General features: G+C 69.8%; 25 protein-coding genes and 1 pseudogene. All 26 read left to right on the top strand.

Annotated elements, in window-relative coordinates; genetic code table 11:
- Positions 1 to 12 precede the first annotated feature (12 nt).
- The 26 genes and pseudogenes from OHT57_RS16620 to OHT57_RS16495 all read left to right on the top strand — a co-directional run bounded on the left by OHT57_RS16620 (position 13) and on the right by OHT57_RS16495 (position 22,419).
- On the top strand, positions 13 to 1,206 hold the full coding sequence (locus tag OHT57_RS16620; protein ID WP_328747186.1) for a radical SAM protein: 1,194 nt from the start codon (positions 13 to 15) through the stop codon (positions 1,204 to 1,206).
- Positions 1,203 to 1,808 carry a 3'-5' exonuclease gene (locus tag OHT57_RS16615; RefSeq protein WP_328747185.1) on the top strand — a complete coding sequence of 202 codons (606 nt, stop codon included), beginning with the start codon at positions 1,203 to 1,205 and terminating at the stop codon, positions 1,806 to 1,808. The genes OHT57_RS16620 and OHT57_RS16615 overlap by 4 nt, the downstream gene beginning before the upstream one ends.
- Positions 1,805 to 2,401 (top strand): AAA family ATPase, encoded by a 597-nt coding sequence (locus OHT57_RS16610; RefSeq protein ID WP_328747184.1) that lies wholly within the window; start codon positions 1,805 to 1,807, stop codon positions 2,399 to 2,401. Before OHT57_RS16615 ends, OHT57_RS16610 begins: the two co-directional genes overlap by 4 nt.
- On the top strand, positions 2,398 to 3,174 hold the full coding sequence (locus tag OHT57_RS16605) for an aldo/keto reductase (protein WP_328747183.1): 777 nt from the start codon (positions 2,398 to 2,400) through the stop codon (positions 3,172 to 3,174). Before OHT57_RS16610 ends, OHT57_RS16605 begins: the two co-directional genes overlap by 4 nt.
- A gap of 697 nt (positions 3,175 to 3,871) precedes the next feature.
- Positions 3,872 to 4,249, top strand: a complete 378-nt coding sequence (locus tag OHT57_RS16600; RefSeq protein WP_328747182.1) for a hypothetical protein — start codon at positions 3,872 to 3,874, stop codon at positions 4,247 to 4,249.
- Positions 4,239 to 4,670, top strand: coding sequence for a DUF6093 family protein (locus OHT57_RS16595; protein ID WP_328747181.1), 432 nt, complete (start codon positions 4,239 to 4,241; stop codon positions 4,668 to 4,670). The genes OHT57_RS16600 and OHT57_RS16595 overlap by 11 nt, the downstream gene beginning before the upstream one ends.
- Positions 4,670 to 5,098, top strand: a complete 429-nt coding sequence (locus OHT57_RS16590; RefSeq protein ID WP_328747180.1) for an HK97 gp10 family phage protein — start codon at positions 4,670 to 4,672, stop codon at positions 5,096 to 5,098. The genes OHT57_RS16595 and OHT57_RS16590 overlap by 1 nt, the downstream gene beginning before the upstream one ends.
- On the top strand, positions 5,095 to 5,538 hold the full coding sequence (locus OHT57_RS16585) for a hypothetical protein (RefSeq protein WP_328747179.1): 444 nt from the start codon (positions 5,095 to 5,097) through the stop codon (positions 5,536 to 5,538). The genes OHT57_RS16590 and OHT57_RS16585 overlap by 4 nt, the downstream gene beginning before the upstream one ends.
- Before the next feature lie 125 nt (positions 5,539 to 5,663).
- Positions 5,664 to 6,338 (top strand): phage tail tube protein, encoded by a 675-nt coding sequence (locus OHT57_RS16580; RefSeq protein WP_328747178.1) that lies wholly within the window; start codon positions 5,664 to 5,666, stop codon positions 6,336 to 6,338.
- Between the two features lie 2 nt (positions 6,339 to 6,340).
- Positions 6,341 to 6,895: a hypothetical protein gene (locus OHT57_RS16575; RefSeq protein WP_328747177.1), complete on the top strand. Its 555-nt coding sequence runs from the start codon at positions 6,341 to 6,343 to the stop codon at positions 6,893 to 6,895.
- A complete protein-coding gene (locus OHT57_RS16570) occupies positions 6,838 to 7,236 on the top strand; it encodes a hypothetical protein (RefSeq protein WP_328747176.1) in 399 nt (132 codons plus the stop codon). Before OHT57_RS16575 ends, OHT57_RS16570 begins: the two co-directional genes overlap by 58 nt.
- A gap of 33 nt (positions 7,237 to 7,269) precedes the next feature.
- The gene (locus tag OHT57_RS16565; RefSeq protein ID WP_328747175.1) at positions 7,270 to 11,538 is read left to right on the top strand and encodes a phage tail tape measure protein; all 4,269 of its coding nucleotides are present in this window, start codon (positions 7,270 to 7,272) and stop codon (positions 11,536 to 11,538) included.
- Positions 11,538 to 12,494 carry a hypothetical protein gene (locus OHT57_RS16560; RefSeq protein WP_328747174.1) on the top strand — a complete coding sequence of 319 codons (957 nt, stop codon included), beginning with the start codon at positions 11,538 to 11,540 and terminating at the stop codon, positions 12,492 to 12,494. The genes OHT57_RS16565 and OHT57_RS16560 overlap by 1 nt, the downstream gene beginning before the upstream one ends.
- A gap of 13 nt (positions 12,495 to 12,507) precedes the next feature.
- Positions 12,508 to 13,434: a hypothetical protein gene (locus tag OHT57_RS16555; protein WP_328747173.1), complete on the top strand. Its 927-nt coding sequence runs from the start codon at positions 12,508 to 12,510 to the stop codon at positions 13,432 to 13,434.
- Complete coding sequence (locus OHT57_RS16550) at positions 13,431 to 14,537, top strand: hypothetical protein (protein ID WP_328747172.1); 1,107 nt, start codon at positions 13,431 to 13,433, stop codon at positions 14,535 to 14,537. Before OHT57_RS16555 ends, OHT57_RS16550 begins: the two co-directional genes overlap by 4 nt.
- A complete protein-coding gene (locus tag OHT57_RS16545; RefSeq protein ID WP_328747171.1) occupies positions 14,538 to 14,975 on the top strand; it encodes a hypothetical protein in 438 nt (145 codons plus the stop codon).
- Between the two features lie 147 nt (positions 14,976 to 15,122).
- A pseudogene (locus OHT57_RS16540) lies at positions 15,123 to 16,043 on the top strand (peptidoglycan-binding protein); the annotation flags it as partial.
- A 304-nt stretch (positions 16,044 to 16,347) separates the two neighbouring features.
- Entirely contained in the window at positions 16,348 to 16,614 is a 267-nt protein-coding gene (locus OHT57_RS16535; protein WP_328747170.1) for a hypothetical protein, read from the top strand.
- A 170-nt stretch (positions 16,615 to 16,784) separates the two neighbouring features.
- Entirely contained in the window at positions 16,785 to 17,354 is a 570-nt protein-coding gene (locus OHT57_RS16530) for a hypothetical protein (RefSeq protein ID WP_328747169.1), read from the top strand.
- Positions 17,355 to 17,441: 87 nt separating this feature from the next.
- Positions 17,442 to 17,645: a hypothetical protein gene (locus OHT57_RS16525; protein WP_328747168.1), complete on the top strand. Its 204-nt coding sequence runs from the start codon at positions 17,442 to 17,444 to the stop codon at positions 17,643 to 17,645.
- 105 nt (positions 17,646 to 17,750) lie between these two features.
- A complete protein-coding gene (locus tag OHT57_RS16520) occupies positions 17,751 to 18,095 on the top strand; it encodes a hypothetical protein (RefSeq protein ID WP_328747167.1) in 345 nt (114 codons plus the stop codon).
- A gap of 15 nt (positions 18,096 to 18,110) precedes the next feature.
- Positions 18,111 to 19,106 (top strand): recombinase RecT, encoded by a 996-nt coding sequence (locus OHT57_RS16515; protein ID WP_328747166.1) that lies wholly within the window; start codon positions 18,111 to 18,113, stop codon positions 19,104 to 19,106.
- A gap of 68 nt (positions 19,107 to 19,174) precedes the next feature.
- Entirely contained in the window at positions 19,175 to 20,317 is a 1,143-nt protein-coding gene (locus OHT57_RS16510; protein WP_328747165.1) for a PD-(D/E)XK nuclease family protein, read from the top strand.
- Positions 20,318 to 20,400: 83 nt separating this feature from the next.
- A complete protein-coding gene (locus OHT57_RS16505) occupies positions 20,401 to 21,354 on the top strand; it encodes a helix-turn-helix domain-containing protein (RefSeq protein WP_328747164.1) in 954 nt (317 codons plus the stop codon).
- Between the two features lie 76 nt (positions 21,355 to 21,430).
- Positions 21,431 to 21,709, top strand: a complete 279-nt coding sequence (locus tag OHT57_RS16500; RefSeq protein WP_328747163.1) for a hypothetical protein — start codon at positions 21,431 to 21,433, stop codon at positions 21,707 to 21,709.
- 92 nt (positions 21,710 to 21,801) lie between these two features.
- Positions 21,802 to 22,419, top strand: a complete 618-nt coding sequence (locus tag OHT57_RS16495; RefSeq protein WP_328747162.1) for a hypothetical protein — start codon at positions 21,802 to 21,804, stop codon at positions 22,417 to 22,419.
- Positions 22,420 to 22,477 lie beyond the last annotated feature (58 nt).

The raw sequence follows: 22,477 nt of genomic DNA, 5'->3' as shown, positions 1-22,477 counted from the left end.
TTGGAGGTCCTGATGACCGTTCCCGTCGTACCGCGCCGCCGTCTGCTTCCGCTCCTGACCGTGGAGCAGATCGGTGAGTTGAAGCCCGCGCTTGCTGACGTGATCGAGTACCGCAAGTCGGGGTTGTCGCTCAACCACATCGTCGGCTGCCCGCTGGAGTGCGGTTACTGCGTCCGCCACCTGTTCGACAACTTCGGTATGAAGACGCCGAAGCGCCTGATGAGCGATGAAGCCGCCGTCGCCCTCCTGGTCGGCCACCCTTACTTCCGGCCGCACCTGACACCGATCCAGTTGTTCAACCGGGCCACGGACCCGATGCTGCCGGTGGTCAAACCGCACTTGTTCGCAGTGCTGCGCGACCTCGACGACCGGGGTCTGACCAACCACGTCCTGGTCATCACGCGGTGGCGCGTGAGCGCCGAGGACTGCGCCGTCCTCAACTCGTACACGAAACTGCGCCTGACCGTTCTGGTGACGCACTCCGGCATCGACGACCCGGCCATCGAGCCGGTCAACTCGACGTACGCGGCCGACAGCTTGCGCATGCTGTACGAGCACGCCGACCGCTACCGGACCGTCCTGTACTGGCGTCCGATCGTGCCGGGTCTCAATGACTCCGACGAGCACCTGGAGCGGGCCCGCGAACTGTCCCTGCACGCCCACGCCACGGTGTTCACGGGCCTGTTCTTCCGTGACGAGATCAGGGCCTACTACGAGGCGCACGGCCTGCCGACGCCGTACGACGGGACGGCGCGGCGGAAGATCATGCCGGAGCTGGCCGAGCAGCGGATCATGGAGGCGTACGCGTCCCGGAATGAGCCCGGCGGCGCCCCGTGGGGGGCCTTGTTCCTCAAGACGAGCTGCGGCGTCGCCTACGCACACGGTGAGGCCGACTACAACGGCCACTTCGGAATCGACGAGCTGTGCCGAATCTGCCCGCCCGGGCAGATCGCCTTGTGCAAAGAGGCTTGGGTCAGGCCGGATCTGGCGGAGGTCACCCGGCAGGCGCGCGCCCTCGGCGCGACCGGCGACGTTGAGATCAACGAGCGTGCCATCGTCGTGGAGGGACTGGACGAGCCGCCCCGCTACTTCCTCCAGCACGGGTTCGGCTACCAGTGCCACGACCGCGAGAAGCCCCACCTCCACCGCCAGCACGGCCGGGCCCCCATCGGCTGGGAGGCGGAGAACGGAACCACCACGCCATGAACTTCGCCTCCTGGCCCACGCTGTTCGTCGTCGATGTCGAGGGCAACGGCACCAACCCGCCCGACCTCGTCGAGATCGCCGCACTGCCCGTCCGTGCCGGAGTCCCCGACACCACCACGGCCGGGGCATGGCTGATCCGGCCCGAACGGCCGGTCACAGCACGCGCGGCCGGCATCCACGGCCTGACCAACGAAGTCCTCGCCGACCAGCCCGTCTGGGCGCAACTCGCGGACGCGGTGCACGACTTCCTCGGCCAGAACTGGATCAGTGCCCACAACGCCCACGTCGATTACCGGGAGTTGCACCGGCACCTCCCCACGTGGAAGCCGGCCGGGGTCATCGACACCCTGCGCCTCGCCAAGGCGACCTACACGGGCCTACCCTCCTACACCCTCGACGCCCTGATCAAGCACGTAGCACCAGACCTGTCGCAGGCCCCACGGGTCGGACGACACCGCGCGACCTACGACGCCTACGCCACGGCGCAGCTCCTGCTTGCCATGGCCGGCCACTACGAGACCTGGGACCAACTGGTCGCTGCGGCCGTGCCGCCCAGTCTGCCCGGAGCCCCCGAACCAGAAGAGGAACCAACCCTGTGGTGACCACTGACCAGCCCATCCGTATCGGCTTGCTCGGCACCCACTCCACCGGCAAGACCACGCTCCTGAAGCGCATAGAGATGGAACTGCGCGCCGAAGGAATCACCGTGGGACGCACCGGCCGACTCGGCAAGCGCGCGGCAGCGGCCGGCCTTCCCAAGATGCAGCACCACACCGCCCAGTCCACCGAGTGGATCATCGCCCAGGGCATCGCCGACGAGATCGCGGCGATGGCGCAGGGCGCCGAAGTCGTCCTGGTCGATCGAGCCGCTCACGACGCCGTCGCCTACTTCCACGCCGCGCTGGAGTACCGCAGAGAAACCGCTCCCCGGGTGGAACGCGAGCGCCTTCTCACGCTCGCCGCCACCCAACTGCCTAAGTACCACCTGCTGTTGGCAACGGTTCTCGACGAGAGCGTGCCCGTCGACACCAGCCATGACTACGACCCGCGCTACCGGCGCCTCGTCGACCAGCACGTGCACCAGCTCCTGGACCGCGACGACATCCCCCACCTGCGTGTCCACAGCGACCCCGACAGCCAGGCCCACATCGTCGACGAAGCCGTGCAGAGCTGCCTGAAGGAGGCCCTCGTATGACATCCGCGCTGCCCGGGGGCACCATCACCATCGCCGGGAAGACCGTATCCAGACTCGGCTTCGGCACCATGAGCCTGACCGGCCCCGGCACGTGGGGCGAGCCTTCAGACCGTGAGACCGCGCTCAGCATCCTGCGTCAAGCCGTGAACACGTACGGCATCAGCCACATCGATACCGCCGACGCCTACGGCCCCCACACCGCCGAGCAGTTGATCCGGGACGCGCTCTACCCGTACGCGGAGCACGTGCTGATCGCCACGAAGGTCGGCATGGTGCGCCCCGGACCAGGTCAGTGGATGTCCCTCGGTAGCCCCTACTACCTGCGGGCCTGTGCGGAAGCGAGCCTGCGCCGCCTGCGAGTCGAGCGGCTGGAGTTGTGCTACCTGCACCGCATCGATCCAGAGGTGGCCCTCGACGACCAGATCGCCGTCCTGCAGGCGCTGCAAGACGAGGGCAAGATCGGGCACATCGGCCTGTCCAAGGTCACCCCCGAGGTCATCCATCGTGTGGGCAAGGATCTGACCATCGCCGCGGTGCAGAACGTCCTCAACACCACCGACCGCTTCGATGACGCGGTAGAGGTGTGCGGCGAACTCGGCATTCCGTACGTGGCCTACCGACCGCTCGACGCCGGCCTCCTCGCCCGTACCAACGGGCCAGCCGCACCCCTGCAATGGCTCCTCGACCACGGCAGCCACATCGCTCCCATTCCCAGCACCAGTCAGCCGAGCCACCTCGAAGAGATCGTGGCTGCTGCGACGGGCGGAGCCTGATGACAACAGCCGTAGCGAGTACGTTGACCAGCCCCATAGCGAGGTGCGCCGAGCAGCCGCTGATACGTGGGCGAGCGCCCTACGAGAACTGGAGGCCCCCGATCGTCTGGGCTGCGGTCCTCGTACGAGTCGAACCGGACCACCTACTCTTCAACGACATCGGTCGCGGCATGTTCGTGCTGCCCGGCGCGACACCCGAGAACGACCGGGAAGCCGAGAGCGCGGCGAGTCACGCCATGAGCGGCGTGGAGCACGGCTTGCCGATCCGTCGCCAGGTCGGGATCGACGTGACTCAGATGCGCCGAAGGAAAGTCATCGTCCATCTCTTCGCGACGGAATGGCTCACACGCGCTGACGTCTCTCTGCTTCGCTCGCTGGATCCCCGAGCAGTTCCGTCCGTGCTTCCGGTGTCGAGCTGCCTTACAGACCTGCCCGACCGGGCTCTTGGGCGGGTGGCTCTAGGGTTGATCGCCTTTCAAACCGGGCTATTCGTCCGGCTTGAGGGCGGAGTGCTACGAGCCTTTGAACCTCCGGCAGCGAGCACCTGCCCGTCGGCTGGGCCCGTGAGCTGTTCGAGGAAACCGGCCTGACCGCCCACCTCGACTATCTGCGGCGTGTTCAAGTCGTCCGCGTTGCGGCCATGAGCTGAGGCGGTACTCGCATTCCGTTGTCCGACAGCTCTCCTAGCGTCGGTTGAATGGATCGGACGAACGACACAGCCGCCGCCCGGCGCGTAGAGATCACCGCGCAGGGCGGTCGGGCCGACATCGAGATCGACGGCAACCCGATCGAACCGAGTGCCGTCAAGGCGTACTCCGTCAGCCACTTTGCTGGTGAACGGCCGGAGGTCCTGCTGCACGTCGCGGACCGCGGCGACACCCGATGGTCCGGGATGGCCCGCGTCACGGTCGCCGACGTGCCTGACCCCGGCCCGGCGGCGGCCGTCTTCCTCGACTCGATCGACCCGGAGGCACTGGAGCGTGCCGCGCTCGCGCGCCCCGACCTTGGCACCGAGCCGTTCTCACTCACGACAGCGATGCTCACCCAACTCGGGGAGTGGGCGCGTGGCCTTTGACGTGGAAGGTGTGCGGCGGGTCGTCGACCGCATCCTCGACGACAAGCTGGAGGCGTGGCGCGACAGCGCGGGCCGCGTCGACGATGTCCTTGACGAGGCCACGGGCCAGCTGGTGCAGCCGGTACCGGACGAGGAGTTGGTGTGGGACGGCCTCGGCGCGGTGATGCCGTACGGTCGCCCCGCGATCACGCAGCCGGTCGCCGGATCGGCCTCCGTCGAGCCGCCGACCACCGAGTACCAGGCCGTGTTGCCCGTCGATGCGCCCGAGTTGCGGCGGGACGACGTAATCCGGGTCGCCGGGTCCGCCCGGCCCAAGGGCCCCCGTGACCCGCAGTTGGTTGGCCGCCGGTTTCGTGTCTCCGACGAAGCGGTGGGCACCTACAGCGTGGTGCGCATCGTCCGTGTCCAGGTGATCGACTGATGGCCACCGTGAACCCGCACCCCAATACGCACCCAGATGCGGCCGCGTTCCGCGACCCGATCGCGCTGGCCGCCGCGCTCGCCCGGATGGGCCCGGCCACCCGCGCTCGCACCAGGACGATCACCCGGCATCACGCGATGCTGCTGCGGGTCCGTATCCAGCGCAACGCCAGTGGTAGGCCCGGCCCGAACGTGATCACCGGGCACTACCGGGCCTCCTGGGACGTGAGGATGCGTACGGGCGGCGGTGAGGTCACCGCCGAGGTGTTCTCCGACGCCCCGCAGGCGCGACGGCTGGAGTACGGCTTCGTCGGCGTGGACTCGATCGGGCGGCACTACCGGCAACCGCCGTTCCCGCACGTCGAGCCCGCGTTCCGGCAGACCGAGCCGGAGTTCATCCAGGCCCTCGCGGCCGGGGTACTGCCGTGACCGCCCGTCTGCCGGTGACCCGCGCGCTGGCCGCACTCGTCGAGCAGACCACCGGCCGCCCCTGCGGGATGGGTGAACTCCCGCGCGTCCAGGGCAAGTCCGGCTGGGAGCCCGCCACCGCCCCGTACACGATCCTCGATTCCCTGCCTGCCGAGTTCTCAGGTCCGCCCCTGTGGGACTGGCACGCGGACGCGGCATGGTCGTATCAGGTCACCTCCGTCGGCGAACGGGCCGATCAGGTCGAGTGGCTGGCCGACCGCGTGCGTGCCGGCCTCGTCGGCCGCGACGACGAGGGCTGGACCCATGACCTGCGCATTCCTCAACTCCGGGTCATCGACCGTGAGTTGACCTATGACGCCGGAGGAGAGCCGTCGGTGTCGGCGGCAGGAGCTATCGTGTCCTATGTACAACGCGTCACGATCACCGTGACGCCCGCCTGAAGACTCTTCAGGTTCCTCACCGCGGAGGCCCGCGCGGACGCTAGGCCCCAGGCCAGGCGACCCCCTTGGAAGTCAAGGGGCAGGGCCTCGGTACGGGACGCTGCCCCGGAAGCGGGAGCGGACCTGTGTCCCCGAAGAAGCCCACCCAGACCCGATTCCTTCGGCGCGGTATCTCCAAGATCCTCTGGGCGACGGAGATCAACGACCCGAAGTACCCCAGCCGCCGGGAGATCACGAACGCGTTCGTCCTGACCGACGCCGTCTCGGACATCGAGGGCTGGGCGCTGGAGAACGAGCCGATCGAGACCCCCGACATGGGGAGCACCTTCAACTCGTCGATCCCCGGCAACGACAAGGCCGAGAGCAGCTCGCTGACCTTCTACGAGGACCGGTTCTCCGACGAGGTCGAGCAGCAGCTGCCCAAGGGCGCCGAAGGCTACGTGATCCTGCTGCGCAAGGGCGATCTGCCCGGCTCGCGCTCGGTCGACGTGTTCCCCGTCCAGGTCGCCACACGCGCCGCGACCTACTCCACCGGCAACGAGGCCGCCAAGTTCAAGGTCGACTACACGATCACCGACGAACCGTCGCTCGACCGGCCGGTACCGCCCGCCGCTCACCCACACCCGCTGCCGGAAGACGACTGCGACCCCGAGCACGCACACGACCACAGCGACGACCATGGTCACGGGCACGACCACGGTCACGGCCCGGACGGTGATGACCGCACGGTGACCCTGTCCGACATCGTCACCACCAAGACCGCTGTCACGGTCAGCGAGCACGACAGCGACGAGGGCTGATCGTGACGCGCCGCACCCCGGACAGCCGGCCGCCTTCCTCCGCCACGTCGGCGGAGGGGGCGTGGTCGGCCAAGATGGACCGTCTCCGCCGCAGGGCCCGCCCGCAGAACCGGCTGCGGATCTGCGACGACGATGACCTGCGTCAGCGGTACGAGGACGCCGAACAGCAGGCCCGCCGCGCTCGGTTCGTCGCCGAAGCGAACCCGGGTGACGAACCGGCCGCCCGGCAGTCGGCCGACGCTGACACTGCACGGGACGAGATCCGTCAACTCCTCGACGCTGCCTCGGAGTTCCTGACCTTCCGGGCCCTGCCCCGTCCCGTGCTGGAAGAGCTGATCTCCCAGCATCCGCCGACCGAACAGCAGGCGGAAGACGGGTCGATCTTCAACCCGGACACCTTCCCCGCCGCTCTGGTGGCGGCTGCCTCCGTGGACGGCATGAGCCGCGAGGAAGCCGAGGAACTGCTCGACGGCTGGTCGACGCCGGACGCGAACGCCCTGTGGGACGCGGCCTGGAAGGTTCAGCAGGAGAGCCGGGTCGAGCTGGGAAAAGGCTGAGCCGTGATGCCGGTCTGCGCGCCGAGCTGGAGCTGTGCGAGCAGTACCGCATCCCGCACTCGCAGTTCCTCGGTGGCGACGGCCGCTGGTCCGACCTCGACCGGGCCAAGGCGATGGCGTGGGCGCAGTGGCAGCGGTCGGTGTGCCCGGAGTGCCGTACCCGGCTGCAGGAGTGGGACCACCAGCGCGGCGGCGACCCGCACGCCTACGTCACCGACACCCTGCGCTGCCCCGGCTGCGAGCTGATCGAGCAGGAACGCGATCACGTCCCCACCGACCGGTCCGGCTACGGCGTGAAGATCCAGCTCCTCCCGCGCGAGCAGTACGAACAGCGCCCCTGAACACCCCCGCACCCTGTTAGGAGGCCGCCTGCGGTGGCCGGGTTCACCCTCACGGTCGCGATGCGCGCCGAGGTCCGCGACCTGATCGCGGGAACCCGTGCTGCCTCCGGACAGATGCGCACGTTCGCTGACCGGACCGACGCCGCGAACCGTTCCCTGGCCCAGCTGGACGCCAACGGGGCACGGCTGGCTACGCAGTTCGCCGCGCTGAACCGTTCCTCCCGCGCGGCTGTGGGGGAGTTGAACCGGATCACCGCCCGCGCCGGGGCCGCCCGTACGGCACTGCGCGCAGCCGGAAACGACGGAGCCCGGTCCATGTCCCGGCTCCAGCGGGCCACCGCCGGGGCCGGTCGGCGCGGCCTGTCCACCACGAACATGCTCGCCGGCGGCGCCCTCGTGCTGGGCACCGGAGAGATCATCGAGGAGGGCAACCGCTACCAGCGGCAGATGAACCTCTTCGGTGCGGTGACCGATGCGACCGCCGCACAGATGAAGCGGGCGGCCGCCGTTGCCGAGGAACTCGGCAACGACCTGACCCTGCCCACCACGACGTCGGCCGACGCCGCCGAGGGCATGGTCGAGCTGAGCAGGGCGGGTTTCCGCGCGGACCAGTCGATCGACGCCGTACGCGCCTCGCTCCAGCTCGCATCGGCGGCCGACGTCAACGCGGCCACATCCGCCCGCTACTTGGGCGACATCATGGATCAGTACGGCCTGGGTGCTGATCAGGCGGCCAAGGCGTCGGACACGCTCGCGGCCACGGCGAACAACGCGTCCGGCTCCATCACCGACATCTACTACTCGATGCGGTACGCGGGCCCGGTCGCGAACGCGCTCGGCGTCAGCCTCCAGGACACTGCGGCCGCCGTCGGCATGCTCGGCAAGAGCGGCATCCTCGGCCAGACCGCCGGCACGAGCCTGCGCGGGATCTTCGCCAACCTGGCGGCGCCGACGCCGACGATGAAGAAGGGCCTGAAGGACCTGGGGATCGAGGCCTGGGATGCCCAGGGGCGTTTCCGCGGGCTGCGCACGGTGATCGACGGCTTGTCGAAGGCCGAACACTCCATGTCCGAGCAGGATTTCACCGCCGCCGTCACCCGTGCCTTCGGCAAGCCCGCGCTCAGTGGTGCGGTCGCGCTTGCCCATCAGGGCACCGAGAGCTTCGACGCCTTGGCCATGGCGGTCGACCAGACCGGGTCGGCCGCGTCCATCACCGCCTCGCGCGGCCAGGGCCTCGCCGGTGCGATGACGCAGCTGCGCACCCAGGCCAGGCAGACCGGCATCGCCCTGTATGAGGGGATGGCGCCCGGCCTGGAATGGGTGACCCGCCTGCTCACCCGCGGGATGTCCGGGGCCACGCCCTACCTGACCACGGCCCTGGCCTACGGCCGCGACATCGCCACCCTGTACGGCCCGGACCTGAAGGAGTCCACGAAGAACGGGATCGGGTCGCTCATCGATGAGGCCCAGCGGCTCATCGGGCCGCTCAAGGACATCGGCGAGCACACGCTGGCCACCGGACTCAACCTGCTGATCAACGCCGCGAGCACGCTGGGCGACGTCCTGGACAACGCCGCTGACGGCGCGGAACCGCTCCTGAAGGCGATCGCCGGGCTCGGTGACGATGGAGGCGCGGCGGCCGGAACGCTCGACATCATCGCCACCGTCGCGAACGTGGCGATGGACGCGGTCTCCGGGCTCTCCCTGGTTCTGGTGCCCGTCGGTCACCTCGTCGGGGGACTGGTCAGCGCGTTCGGCGCGCTGCCCGCGCCGATCCAGTCCGCCGCCCTGGCGATGCTCCTGTTCCGCCGCGTCCAGCCGACCCTGACGGGCATCGCGAACACCGTCAGTGGCCCGGTCCGCTCCGGCTTCGCCTCGGCCAACGAACAGATGCGCCTCCAGCAGTCCCTGGCGGCCGCATCCGGCGTCACCCTGTCCCGGTACGGGGCCGCCTGGGCCGCCCTCCAGGCCCGGGTCGGCTTCCTCGGCACCATGACCGCCGCCTTCCGCAGCGCGAACGGCGCCGGGGCCACGTTCACCGGCACCCTCAACGGCGTCGGCCGGGCCGCCGGTTCGGGACTGCGCTCGGCGCTCGGCGGCGTGACGAACGCGCTCGGCGGCCCGTTCGGCGTCGTCATGGCCGGGGTGTCGGTCGGCCTGGGGCTGTTGGCCGCCCGCCAGCAGAAGGCCGCGCAGGCCGCCGCCGAACACCAGCAGCGCATCTCCACCCTCACCTCGGCGTTGCGTGAGTCCGGCGGACAGATCGACTCCAACGTCCGCAACCAGGCGGCCCAGGCCCTGCTGGACACCAAGACCGGGCAGGGCCAGTTGACCAAGGTCATGGAGCAGGCCGGCGTGCCGCTGGCCAGCCTCACCGACGCGTACCTCGGACAGGGCACGAGCCTGGACGCGCTGCAGAAGCAGCTCCTCACGACCGCGAACGCCCACCGGGAGTACAGGGACCAGGCGGGTGGCAAGGTGTCCGTCCTCGACTACACCGACGTCGGTCAGCAGTACAAGGACGCCGCCGACGCGCTCGGCAGCGTCAAGGGCGAGATGGCCGAGTCGGTGAAGAACGCGCGCGACCTCGCGGCGGCGACGAAGGGGGCTGGGGACGGTACGTCGGCGTACGACCGGTTGAAGGCTGCCGTCGGGGGCCTGGCCGACCAGACGGCCGACGCCGACACCCGCACCCGGTCCCTGAAGTCGGCGCTCGACCTGCTCTCGGGCGGCCAGATCTCCCTCCAGGCCGCCGAGGCCAAGGTCAACAGCGCGGTCCTCGACCTCCAGGAGGGCGGCAAGGGCGTCAACCGCGGCCAGGGCTACGGCGGGCGACAGCTCGTCAACGAGGACAAGACCCTCAACACCACGACGAGGAACGGCCAGCAGCTCTACACCCAGCTCACCGCCCTGTCCGACGCGGCGGCCGACGCCTCCGTGGCCACCTTCGATCTCGCCCAGCGCAACGGCGAGACGCTGCCCGCCGCGCTCGCGAAGGCACGTGAGCAGATGAGCCGTGCCCGTACGGAGGCGATCGCGGCCGCGCGCGGCTATGGCCTGACCAAGACCCAGGCCGAAGGTGTCGCCGACACGCTCGGCCTGCTGCCGTCGAAGGTGTCGCTGCTGCTCCAGACGAAGGGCATGGACAGCACGTTGGCGAACCTGATCGCCGTCCAGGCGGAGTTCCAGCGGCTCCCCAACGCCAAGACGATCAAGGTGGATTCGCTCAGCGACGGTGCGCAGCAGAAGCTCCGCGATCTCGGGTTCACCGTGAAGACCGTTCCGGGCACCCGGCAGATCAGGATCACCGCGCCGACGCAGGGAGCGAAGAAGAACCTCGACACCCTGATCGACACCTTGGGTCGGACTCCGAACAGCAAGAACATCCCGGTGTCCGCGCCGACGGGCGCCGCGATCAAGAGCCTTCAGGCCGTCCAGGCGAAGCTCCGGGCCACACCGGGCGCCAAGTCCGTCATCGTCCGCGCGCCAACAGCCCAGGCGCGCAAGGAACTTGAAGCCTTGGGTTTCCGGGTGGAGAAGGTTCCCGGCACGAAGAACGTCAAGGTCACCGTCCCGACCTCGGGGCCGCGCAAGGCGGCGGACTCGATCCAGCGGCGCATCGACGCACTGCGCGGCAAGGAACTGACGGTCACCACCCGCCAAGTCACGGTCTTCGACCAGCTCACCAAGCAGACCGGAAGCACCGCCGACGCGATCGAGAAGCAGGCCGAGAACCTGCGCAAGAACGCCAACCGGCATGCCGACGGCGCCGTGGTCGACTACTTCGCCGACGGCGGCCTCACCGGCAGCACGCGCCGTGAACAGCACGTCGCGCAGATCGCACCGGCCGGGAGCTACCGCATATGGGGTGAGCTGGAGACCGGCGGCGAGGCCTATGTGCCGCTGGCGGCTTCGAAGCGTGAGCGGAGCAAGGCCATCGTGGAGACCGTCGTCGACCGGTTCGGCGGCCAGGTCGAATGGTTCGCCGACGGCGGCGTCGGCAGTGCCCGCAGCCGTGACTACAACCCGCTGCTCGCCAACTCCTTCAAGCAGGCCCGCAGCGCCGCGGCGATAGCCGGTGTCGTGCGCTCCTTCGACATCCGTACCGGCAGCGACCAGGCACGTACCCGCGTGGTCGACGCCCGTGCTGGCGGCCGCGTCCAAGTCGTCGTCGTGCGCGAACAGCAGCCGCTGATCGGCTCCATGCCGGTCACCGTCACCGACAGCGCCGCCACCCCCGAACAGATCGGCAACGAGATGATGCGCACCCTGCGCAACGCGCAGCGGGGCGGGAGAGTGTGATGACCAGAGCCCCCCACACCAGCAGCCGCCCCGAACTGGCCCCCTGGCAGTACGAGATCGGAGGCGTCGTCCTCGGCAGGGGCAGCTACGTCCCGGTCGGGGACATCGAAGGCCTCGGTGCGCCCGCCACCCGACCCCAGGACGCCGACAACCCGAACAGCGAAGGCACCACTCCCGGCCGGGACTTCTACGGCCCGCGCACCCTGCGCTTCGAGGCCGGCATCAAGACCCCCGGCGACCCGGAGAAGGCCGCCGCCATCCTCGCCCGGCTGGAACTGGCCCTCGACGACCCCGAAGCCCGCACCAGCCCGGACGGCCGTCACATCCTGCGCGGCCGGTGGCCCGGACACACAACTCGCCGTATGTACGGGCGACTTCGGCGGATGGAAGCCACCAGCACGGCAACCGCCGTGCACGGATGGATCCCGCTGGACATCGAGTTCGCGGGCCTGGACGACCCGCGCTGGTACGACGACGAACTGTCGGCGCTGACCCTCGGCCTCGACCAGGCGCCGCGCGCCCAGCGCCCGGACCGCACTGTCGACGAGACGCTGGGCCGCGGTGCCGAGTGCCGCCGCCCGGCCGACCCGGAGTACCGCCCGGCCGACGACCGGCCCGGCTGGATCACCAACCGCGGTGACGTGTCGACGTACCCCAGCCTGCGCGTGCACGGCCCGGTCGCCGGGCCGCGGATCTGGAACGCGCGCACCGGTCGCGTCCTCGACCTCGACGTGACGCTGCGCGAGGGCGAATGGGTGGAGCTGGAGACCCGGCCCGGCACGCGCTGGGCCCTGCGCAACGGCACCATCAACGTCGCCAACGACCTGAGCCCCGCATCACGTCTCGACCTGTTCACCCTCCCGCCCGGACGGTCCGAGATCGCCTGGAGCGCGAACGACCCGTCCGCCACCGCGCGCCTCGAGGTGGCGTGGCGGTCGGCGTACACCACCCTGTGAACGGAGAGCACTCGTGACGCTGCAACCCCCGATGATGGTGCGCGGGGCCGACCACTCCGCCCGGGCCATGCGCCTGATGATCCGCGACCTCGCCCGCGGCCGGCAGGGCATCGCGGAGAGCGAGGACCTGAAGGTCCGGCCGCTTCCCACACCCGGCCCCGGCATCCGGGTCGGTGACGGCTCGGCCCTCATCCACGGTGCCCGCCCCTGGCAAGGGGCCTACACCCAGAGCAACATCGGCGACGCCGAGGTCACCATCTCACCGACTGGGCCGGTCGCCCGCACCGACCTGATCGTCCTGCGGATCGAGGACCCCGAGTGGGAAGGCGAACGCGACCCCCGCACACAGGAGATCGGCTACTTCCACGTCGTCGAGGCAGTGGCCGACGATGCCTCCGCCGTGCCCGACGGGATGACCGGGATCGCCCTGGCCCGCATCACCCTGCCGCGCAACACCGCGGCGATCACCGCCGACATGATCACCGACCTGCGGCAGATCGCGAACCCGCGCACCGAACGCCTCCTACGCACCGTGCACCCGACCGCCACCGAGAAGGTGCCCGCCAAGCACGGCCAGTGGGCGGCCTGGCCCAAGGAAGCCGCCTGGGACCTCGACATCCCCACCTGGGCGACACGGGCCACCATCGTCGTCACGCTCTCCGGACTGCGCGCTGAGGCAGGCCCCGTCTACGCCGAGCTGCGCACCCGGCTGGGGGAGCGGGCCGCCAAGGCAACGGTGGTGGACGACGACGGCACGACCACCCGCCGCTCCGGAGTCACCCTGGCCGACGACATCGCCGTACCCCCTGCCTACCGGGGCAGCCGCCAGCACCTGACCGTCGAGATCAACCAGAACGACCAGTACGGCGACGGGAAGTTGGCCGTCGCGAAGGGCACGACGGCCACGCTCGACGTCGCGTTCACGGAAGGACCCGCGTGACGATGGCCGACTACCGCTACATCGCCGTACGGGCCGCGACCGGCGATGTCCTGCACTGGAACCTGCCGCTGAGCGAGGTCGAGTACGGCCCGGAGGTATCCGGGCCCGGCTCGCTCAAGGCGACCGTGCCGACCACGTTCCGCCACTCGCTGTCCCAACTGCTCGACGCCGGCGACACCGTCCTCCTGGTCGAGCGCGACGCCCGCCTCGACTGGGGCGGGCTGCTGTGGCGCGCCGAGCCGGAGGGCAACGCGCTGCCCGTCGAGGCCTCCGGGTTCGGCAGCTACCTCCACCGGCGCTTCGACCTCCACGGCAACCTCGACGGCCGCGGCCCCTACATCGAAGCCGACCCCTGCCAGGTGATCCGAGACGTGTGGGCGTACTGCCAAGCCCAGCCAGACGGCGACCTCGGCGTGGTTGTCGACGACACGAAGTCGACCGCCAAGACCGGCACCGCGAAGGACCCTTACACCACGTCCAGGACCGACCCGCGAAACCTCGGCGAGATGGTCGACGAGATGGCCGAGATCGACGACGGCCTGGAGTGGTCGGAGACCGTGACCTGGCGCGGGCGCCGCGCCGAGCGGCGCATCCTCCTTGGAGCCCCACGGCTCGGCCGGCGCCGCGAGGACCTGACCTTCACCACCGGCGCGAACATCGTCGGCACCCCCCACGTCATCAAGGACGCCGACTCCTACGCCCAGTGGGCCATCGGACTCGGCGCGGGCGAGGGCAAGAAGCGCACGGTCGTCGTCGACGGCGTACGCAATGGCCGTCTGCGCCTGGAACACCGGCTGGAGACGAGCGAGAAGGACGCTGCCAAGCTGAAGCAGCGCACCCGCCGCGAACGTCTGGCACGCCAAGTCCTGCCCTCGCTCACCGAGTTGGACATCATCGACCACCCGGCCGCCCCCATCGACGCGCTCCGGATCGGAGACGACGTCCGTATCCGGCTGTTCGAGCCGCACACCGCATACGACGGCTGGTGCCGGATCGTCGGCTGGACCGTGAAGCCCGGCGAAGGAGAGAGCGCCGACCGCGTCGCGCTGAAGCTGGAGCGCACCAACAAGCCCGAGGACGACACGGGCGAGGAGGAGCAGTAGATGCCGGACACGATCGCCGACCTCGGCCGCCGACTGGCCCGGCTGGAGAAGAGGGTCACCAACCTCGAACGCGCCCGCCGCGCTCCCTACCCGGAGTGGCACGACCTCCCGCTGACCGGCGACACAACGGTCCCGGACGAGGAGCAGCCGCCCCAGTTCCGCGCCAACCCCTGGGACACCACGGAGTTCTGCGGCCGCATCGGCCTCGTCGGCGGGCGAGCCACCGACGACCAGCTGATCGCGCTGCTGCCCGAGGGCTACTGGCCAGAAGCGCCGCGCACGGTCGACGTCTCCTCCGACGCCGCCCGCCGCACCCTCCAGCTCGACATCACCCCCAAGGGCCTGGTCCGACTGCGAGTCCAGGGCGGCGGCAGCGTCCGCGCCACCTGGATCAGCCTCGACAGCACGTCCATCAGAACCGACCGGGACGACGTCTGACCGTCCCGCGCCACCGACACCGGTCCCAAGGCCGCCGGTACCATGACGCTCAGGTGACCCTCCACCCGCTTCGCACTCCCGAGGGACCGGACCGCTGCGGCGGCCACGGCCGACTGCCATCCGGCGCAGGGGAGAAGGACGGAGCGCGTGGCTACACCGCTGAGCGCGGACAGATTCCTGTCCGTCTTGAAGGGTGCAGGGCTCGGCGTGGTCGAGCACGGCACATGGCGCACCCACAACCGCAACACCCACGGCAACTGGGGCCCCGTGAACGGGGTCATGATCCACCACACCGGTCCGTACAGCTCCGAGAAGGACATGGTGGAGCTGTGTCGCACCGGCTACCAGGACCTGCCCGGACCCCTGTGCCACGGCGTGATCGACCGTTCAGGCACCGTGCACATGGTCGGCTACGGACGCTGCAACCACGCCGGGATGGGCGACACAGACGTCCTGCTCGCGGTCATCGCGGAGAAGAAGACCCTCCCGCGCGACAACGAGGCCGACACCGACGGCAACCGGCACTTCTACGGCTTCGAGTGCATCAACACCGGCAGCCAGCCATGGCCGTCCGCACAGCTCGACGCCATGGCGCGTGCGGCGGCGGCGGTCTGCCGCGCGCACGGGTGGAACGAACGCAGCGTCATCGGCCACAAGGAGTGGCAGCCGGGCAAGCCGGACCCCGGCGGCATCGACATGGGCGACTTCCGGGCCCGAGTGGCCCGCCATCTCAAGGCCACAGACAAGCCCAAACCGACACCCAAGCCCACCCCAAAACCAAAGCCGAAGCCCACGCCGGCCCCGACGCCCAAGCCGACCCCGAAGTACGCGGCATACCCGGGCGCTCAGTTCTTCCGCGTGGGGCGTTCCTCACCGGTGATCGCCGCGATGGCGAAGCGTCTGATCGCCGAAGGCTGCGACTCCTACGACACGCCGTCCGGTCAGGTCTGGAACGAGGCGCACCGCCGCTCGTACGCCGTCTTCCAGATCAAACGCGGCTTCCACGGCGCCGACGCCGACGGCATCCCCGGACCCCAGACCTGGACTGCCCTGCACGTCCCCCACCAGGCCGGCACCACCGAACAGACGTCGACCGTCCCGTCCCAGGAGAACGACCCGATGCCGCAGGCCCTCGCCGACATAGCCGAGCGCACGCTCGCCACCTACGTGCAGTCGCTGCTGGGCCTGATGGCTGCTTCCAGCACGACTGATCTGGTGTCCCTGTCGGCCTGGCAGGCCGCTGCGGTCGCCTCGATGCCCGCCGCGCTCAGCGCCCTGAAGTCCACCGTCGGCACGGTCCTGGGCAGGCAGGGAACAGCATCGTGGCTGACGGCGAAGCGCGATCCGGCCACACCGGAGTAGTGACCGGCCCATGACGAGAGAAGAGGAGGACGACGTGCCCGAGGGAGAGGTGGCTCTCGCCCTGGCCGAACTCCGGGCGACGGTGGAGGTCGGATTCGCCCGTATCGACGGTCAGTTGGCGCTGCTCGTCCAGCGCAGCGACCAGACGGACAAGGCTTTGGAGGAGTTGGAGGAACGGGTCAGCGCGCTGGAGAAGACCCGCTGGCCGATGCCCACTCTCGCCGTGCTGGCCAGCATCACCTCAGTGGCGCTCACCATCGTGAGCCTGCTGCGCTGAGGCGGACACGGTGGAACGCCACGTGAACGCACACGGCCCCCACCGGAGTGGGGGCCGCTGGGTCCTCTTGGAAAGACCGCCGTCACCATAGCAGCGACCGTCGGGCACGCCGGCGCCCCCGTACGGCTACGCTGACGTGCTGCATTCGCACGGACAGCGGAGGACGGGGCATGAGCCGGCGCAAGCCGTATCTGGTCGGGCATCAGGAGTTCGCCGCCCTGTACCGCGTCGATTCGAAGATGGTCGCGCAGTGGCTGGCCCCGAGCCGGAGTGTGCTGGACCCGTCGACGGCCCTGGTCGTCAGCGGGGTGCGCTACTGGCCGCTCGGCTTCGCGGCCCGGTTCGGCACGACGGCTGCGCGGTTCCGCCAGGTCGACTTGGACGTGAAGGCCCGGATCGTCGAGGAGCAGGGCGCGGGCTGGGAGCCGGACCTGGGCGACGAACTCCCCCCGATCGTCGGCCAGCAGGAGATCATCGCGATGTTCCACCTGCCCGCGCAGGGGAACCTCGCCACGACCATCGCGACAGGACGCTTCCCGCAGCACGACTGGGTGCTGTCCGGGTCGATGCTCTGGCTGCTGGAGACCGTGCTCGATGCCGTTCCGGAACTGCGCCAGAGCGGGCGGAGCGTGCCGTGGGACGCGGACGGGGAGGTCGTGGCCGCCCTGCGGGGCGGCACCTACGACGGGCCGGGCAGCCGGGTCCTGACCCGAGGACGTCACGCCACAAAGGGTCTCTGACCTGCGCAAATACTGTACATGGCCTCGGATTGCGAATAAGATATATGTAATCCCCTTGGGGGGCCGCAATTCGCTAAGGAGGCAGCAGTGCAGCTCATCGCCACGCCCGGCGGCGACGAAGTCGCCGTCATGGACGCCCGTGAGACTCTGGTCGTCGAAGGCGCGCTCTCGCTCTACGTACTCAAGCACCCCGACTCCAACGTCGCCGTCAATGCCCTGCGTGATGTCTCGCGGGCCAACGAGGTGCGCGAGGCCCGCATGGACGACCAGGCCGAGCGGGCCTCCGCCTGATCCGGTCCGGGGTGTGAAGTCCGGTCTGCCTCCGGGGGGTTGATCATCCGCGCCTCAACCCTCAAGATAGGTGACATTCTTCGAACGTGTCATCAGGGGGTGGGTATGGAAGGCGTCCAGGGCGAGACACCGGGCCTGGTCATCCACACCGTGCGGCAGCCCGAAGGGCAACCGGAGTCGATCCAGGCGCAGTTCGAGACGTTCCACCGGCTCAACCCCTGGGTGCTTCGCGCCCTGGAGACCCTGACCGCCGACTACCTGAAGCGCGGCGCGCGCCGCATCGGCATCGGGATGCTCTTCGAGGTCCCGCGCTGGCACTACGTCACGGCGACCGAGGGCGACGACTTCCGCCTCAACAACAACTTCCGCAGCCGGTACGTCCGGCTCCTCATCGAACGCCATCCCGAATGGGAGAGGGCCTTCGAGGTCCGCAGCCTGCGGACCGACTGACCTCTTGGAGAGAGCGTGACCGACGAACCATCCGCCGAACCCGCCGTAGTGGAGGGCGAGTTGGCCGAACCAACCGCGACGGCGCCCCAGCCCGTCCCTGCGAGCGCCATCACCCTGCGCGCCGACCAGGACGAGTTCGACCACAAGCAGCTCTCGACGCTGGCCCTGATAAGCCCCGGCCTGGCCGCCGCCCCGCGCGGCCACCTGGCCATGTTCTTCCACTACTGCGTACGGACCGGCCTCGACCCGTTCGCACGGCAGATCTACATGATCGGCCGCACCAACTGGAAGGCGGCCGACAACCCCGACGAGCCCGAGAAGACATGGACGATCCAGACCGGCATCGACGGCTTCCGCACGGTCGCCCACCGGGCGGCGGCGAAGGCCGGGGAGTCCATCTCCTACGAGGACACCGTCTACTACGACTCCGAGGGCAACGCCCACGACGTGTGGCTGTCGAAGGCGTACCCGGCCGCGGTCAAGGTCACCGTCCTGCGGGGCACCAGCCGCTTCCCCATGATCGCCCGCTGGGACGAGTTCGCCCCGACGTACTACGACCGCAAGCAGAGCGCGTACGTCGTGGCGAAGATGTGGCAGCAGATGCCCGCCCACATGCTGCGCAAGTGCGCCGAGGCCGGCTCGCTGCGCATGGCCGCACCGCAGGACCTCTCCGGCGTCTACGTCGACGAGGAGATGGAGCGTGCCGACGCCGAAGCCGTCGTCCGTGAGGCGCAGGAGGCGACCCGACGCCTGCGGGTGGCGGCCGGACTCGAAGCGGGCGACTCCACGGGCGGCACGTCGAGTGGCGAGTCCGGCGGCGACCCCGAGACGGGGGAGCGGAACACGAGCGCGGCGATGGCGGAGCCGAAGAAGCGGTCACGTGCCGCGAAGAACCCGGCCAAGACCACGGCCCCGGAACAGGACACCGCCACCCGCGCCGACGAGCCCCCAACTCCGGCCAAGCGTGCCCCGCGCAAGCGGACCGCCCCCGCTCGCCGCACCGCCTCCTGACCCCTGCCGACACCGGGTGCCGCCCGTCGACGGCGGCGAGGCACCCCGCATCCTCTTGGAGAAAGACCATGACCACTGTGGTCATCGCGCCCCAGCGGCCCGTCAGTCTGTGGCCCGCCGCCCACGCGGCGGACGCCCGCCGCCCCCGCTCCCAGCAGACCAAACTCGGCGCCAGCGACACCGTGTGCGCGCGCCGGGCCGGATACCTCCTGCACGGCCGCACCCCCACTGACACGGGCGAGAAGCGCAAGGCGATCCTCGGCACCTGGCTGCACGCCGGGATACTCGATGCCGCCCGCGAGGAGTACGGCTGGCTCGTCGAGCGCCGCGTCGAGGATGAGACCGTTCGGGGGCACATCGACGCCGTCCAGCTCGACAGCACGACTGCCGCACGGCTCCCGAAGCGGCTGCGCCCCACGCTCCCGGCTGAACAGACGACTGTCGAGGACGTGAAGACGAAGGGCACCTACCAGTGGGACAACGTCCTGCGGTACGGGGCGAGCGAAGCCGAGATGCGGCAGGTGTACCTGTACGCCGACCTGCTCGCCGCCGAGGGATTCGCGCGCGTGAGCGGTCAGCGCCAGCTCGCCCGGATCGGCCCCGTGCCCGTGGCCCGCATCCGCTTCCGGTTCATCAACCGCGACAACGGCGACGACCACGTACAGGAGATCGCCTACGAGGCCGACCGGGCCCGCCGCGCCCGCTGGTGGGTCCAACAGGTCCGCGCCGCCGCCACCCCGGAAGAACTCCCGCGCACGTTCCAGGGACCGGGCCTGTCCGCGATCTGCGACCACTGCCCCTTCCGCACCGCGTGCTGGGGGCCGCTCGCCACTGGGCGCTCCCCGCAGAGTCGGCTCGTCCACGACGACGAGGAACGCGCCACGGCGCTGGCCGAGTACGTCGCCGTCACCGAGCAGATCAAGCCCCTCAAGGAGCGTCAGAAGTTCCTGCGGGCCCAGCTCGACGGCTCCGAGCCGGGCACCTACGGAGGCAACGTCCTGGGTTGGAGCGGCGGCAACCCGACCAAGGTCGACGACGTCGAGGCCATGGTCGGCCTCTACCGCCGCGCGGGCCTGGAGGTGCCCATGGCGCCGGACACGGGCGCCATGAAAGCCAGGCTCAAGGAGGTGGGCATCCCCGTGCCCACCCGCCTCGACCTCGACCGGCGGACCGCGGTGAGCATCAACGTCACCGCGAGCAAGCAGTCCTGACCACCACACCAGGCCGGGGCGGTACCCGCGCGGGCCCGCCCCGGCCCCGGCGCGGCGGCGGGACGCAACACGGAGAGGTGCCGGTGAGCATCCAACTGATGGTGGTGGCCGCCTACTTGCCGAAGGAGGTGATCAACACAACGCAGAAGCTGGTACTCATGAAGATCGCGGACTCGGCCGACGACCAGACCAGGCTGGCCAGGCCCGGACTGGAGCGGATGATGGCCTGGTCCGGCGTGGGGGAGAAGCAGGTCATCACGGTCGTCACGCAACTCGTCGGCCTCGGCCTGGTCGAACGGGTCACGATCGGCCGTGTCGGCCACCGCGCCGAGTACCGCGTCTTCCCGTACGGCGTGCCGCCCATCCCCTCCACGGAGGAGCTGGCCGAGCGGCGCCGTGCGGCGCAGCAGGCCCCGACCAACCCTCGATTGGCGCGCAGCAGCACGCCGCGCCGCAGACCGTCGTCGGCAGCCCGCACCCAGCAGGACGTGACTGCTCGGCAGGAAGTTCGGGCCGCCGAGGAAGATGCGCGGGAGGCAGGGTTGCCGCAGGGGAACCCTGACGGGGCCACGGGCAGGGTCGCCCTGGGGGAACCCAGTGGGTTGCCGCAGGGAAACCGGGCGGGTTCCCCCAGGGAAACCCCTTCTCTTCCCCCTTCTTCCTCTTCTCTTCCTAACCCCCCTACCCCCACGGCCGAGGTTGTCGGGGACGCGGAGACGCATCGCGGACAGCAGAGGGCGCGCTGTGCCAAACACGCCGAGCCGGTGGGCAACTGCCGGGGATGCGGCACCAATCCGCGTGCCGAGCGGGAAGAGGAACGCCGGGAGGCAGCCGACCGTGAGCACCGTGTCCAGCAGGACTGGCTGCGGGAGTTCTTCGCCGAGCAGGAGCGCCGGGTGGCGCAGAGCGACCCGCAGGCGCTGGAGATGGCCCGTCAGCGAACGCGGGAACTGGCCCGCATGGGGAGGGAGAGGGGACGACAGACGGCGGCCAAGTCCCGCCAGGGACCGGGGCGTTCGCAAGATCGACCACATTGACGCCCCGATGTATGCCATTAAGATATAAGTATAAGTTCGGAACTCGCCGACCCCGCCCACCACTTGGAGATCACCCGTGACCATCACTCTTAGCCCAGCCCCCGACGCCTACATCGTGGTCGCCGAAGTCATCCATGGCCCTCACCTCGCCCCGCGGCTCGGTGGTCACCTGTACTGCTCGCCTGAGTGCGCCGAGGACGGTGTCCGCGAACTCGTCGACACCCTGACGCAGGAGGAGGGTGGCAGCGGATTCGTCCTGCCCTACCGGGGGCGCGCGATCGGCTGCGTCGTCACGCGCGGCGGCCGGATGTGGGCGGTGCAGATCCTCGCCCGCAGTGAACTGCCCGCCGCCTGAAGCTCTTCGCTTTCACCTGAGATAGGTGACATTTCTCAACGGTGTGCGTGCATTTCCTGCGCGCCCGCCGAGCGCACCCTCTTGGAGACCATATGACCGTCATTGCGGCACTGCCCGACCACAACCGCACCAACGACCCGCTGTGGAACCAGCTGTTCTTCAGCTACAGCCGGATCATCACCCCGCTGCGCTACGCCCGCTGGGTCACCGACGTCGAGACTGGCGGTGGCGAGTTCTTCGTGCGCGCCGACCTCACGGACGGCACGGAACTGATCATCGTCTCCGAACACAGCCTGCCCGCCGACTGCGCGGACGCGAACGGCTGGATTGCCATCCGCCGGGACGTGGAGAACCCGGACCGGCACACCGTGCTGTACGACTCCACGCCCAACGGCCCCCAGCGCCACCATCACAACAGCCTCATCCCGCTGATGGCCCGCATCGACGACCTCGACGTCCCCCGCCCTGCGCCCCGGCTGATGGTCTCGTCCACGCACACCGCGCCGTACGGCGCCAGCCACAACCAGAGCGCCGGGATCGAAGGAGCGGCCACCGCCATCGCCCGGTTCTCGGAATGGTCCCTGCGCCTCACCGATCACGAGGGCTACCGCCGGGTCTGGCAGCGGCCCGAGCCCACGACCTATCCGCTGGCGCTGTTCGAGAACGCCGGACACATCACCACCGTCCGAGTCACCCGCAGCGATGACTGACCGGCCGGGCCGCGTACCGCGCGCCACCTCGGGCGCGGACCGGTGACCTGGCTGCTGC

Origin of the sequence: Streptomyces sp. NBC_00285, assembly GCF_036174265.1 — a bacterium.
In the GTDB taxonomy this organism is placed as follows: domain Bacteria; phylum Actinomycetota; class Actinomycetes; order Streptomycetales; family Streptomycetaceae; genus Streptomyces.
This window is presented reverse-complemented; position numbering and strand designations above follow the sequence as displayed.